The sequence below is a fragment of the Halomonas marinisediminis genome (genome assembly GCF_004347715.1).
GTDB lineage: Bacteria > Pseudomonadota > Gammaproteobacteria > Pseudomonadales > Halomonadaceae > Halomonas > Halomonas icarae.
Window position 1 is genome coordinate 1 of sequence record NZ_SLTR01000043.1, and the last position, 1,255, is coordinate 1,255.

Annotated in this window: 1 protein-coding gene; it reads left to right on the top strand. The window is 55.4% G+C overall.

What is annotated here, in order from left to right:
- Positions 1 to 72 precede the first annotated feature (72 nt).
- Positions 73 to 1,247, top strand: a protein-coding gene (locus E0702_RS15770) for an IS3 family transposase (RefSeq protein WP_240721788.1) whose coding sequence is annotated in 2 segments (ribosomal slippage) — positions 73 to 328 and positions 328 to 1,247 — 1,176 coding nt in all. Because the reading frame shifts where the segments join, the coding sequence is not laid out codon by codon here.
- The last annotated feature ends 8 nt before the right edge of the window (positions 1,248 to 1,255 follow it).

A 1,255-nucleotide genomic window follows, 5' to 3' on the forward strand; every position in this document is an offset into this window, starting at 1 on the left:
TGTAGTGGCATAGTGAATCTGGCCACCTGATTTTGAGTGTATGATCACTCCATAGACAGTCAGGTGCAGATGATGACGAAGAAGAGAACGTTCAGCCCGGAATTTCGTTTGGAGGCGGCCCAGCTCGTGGTCGATCAGGGTTACACGCTGAAGGCAGCGTGTGAGGCCATGGGTGTTGGCAAATCCACCATGGAGTATTGGGTACGCAGGCTGCGGGCTGAGCGGTCAGGCAAGGCACCGCTGAATGGTGAGGCTCTTTCGCCTGAGCAACGTGAAATTCAGGAGCTGAAACGCAAGCTGCGTCGGGTGGAGGAAGAGAAGGAAATATTAAAAAAGGCTACCGCTCTCTTGATGTCGGACTCCCTGAGCAATTCTCGATAATCGAGCGACTTGAAGAGAGCTATGCGGTGCAGCACTTGTGTCAGGTGTTTGGGGTGCATCGCAGTAGCTACCGGGCCTGGCGTGACCGGGATAGAAGGCCCTGTGAGGCTGAGCAGAAACTGCTGGACCAAGTTGTCGAAGCGCATGCCGTTAGTAACGGTTCTGCCGGCGCTCGCAGCATCGCCAAAATGGTCACGCAGGCAGGCACACCGCTGAGTCGTTACCGAGCCAGCAGGCGGATGAAGCAGCTGGGGCTGGTGAGCACACAGCCGCCAAGCCACGCCTACAAGAAGGCTGATCAGCCGCATTTGGATATCCCGAACCTTCTCGATCGCAAGTTCGATGTAAAGGAGCCCAATCAGGTATGGAGCGGCGACATTACCTACATTTGGACAGGGGCTCGCTGGGCTTATCTGGCGGTGGTCATCGACTTGTATTCGCGTAAACCCGTAGGCTGGGCGTTGTCCTTGTCTCCGAATACGGAACTGGTAAAGAAGGCGCTAACCATGGCCTACGAGTCGCGTGGAGAGCCATCGGGCCTCCTGTTTCATTCAGACCAAGGCTGCCAGTACACCAGCCTGGCATTCCGACAGATGCTCTGGCGCTACCAGATGACCCAGAGTCTCAGTCGCCGTGGAAATTGCTGGGACAACGCCCCGACAGAGCGCTTCTTCAGGAGCTTGAAGTCGGAGTGGATTCCAGAGATTGGCTATCCCGATGCTGCTGCGGCGAAGCAATCTGTCACTGACTACATGATCGGTTACTACAGCAGCCTCAGGCCGCACAAGCATAACGATGGACTGCCGCCGAATGTGGCAGAAAAGAACTACTGGAATGCTCAAAACTCAGTGGCCAAAAATACTTGACCACTACA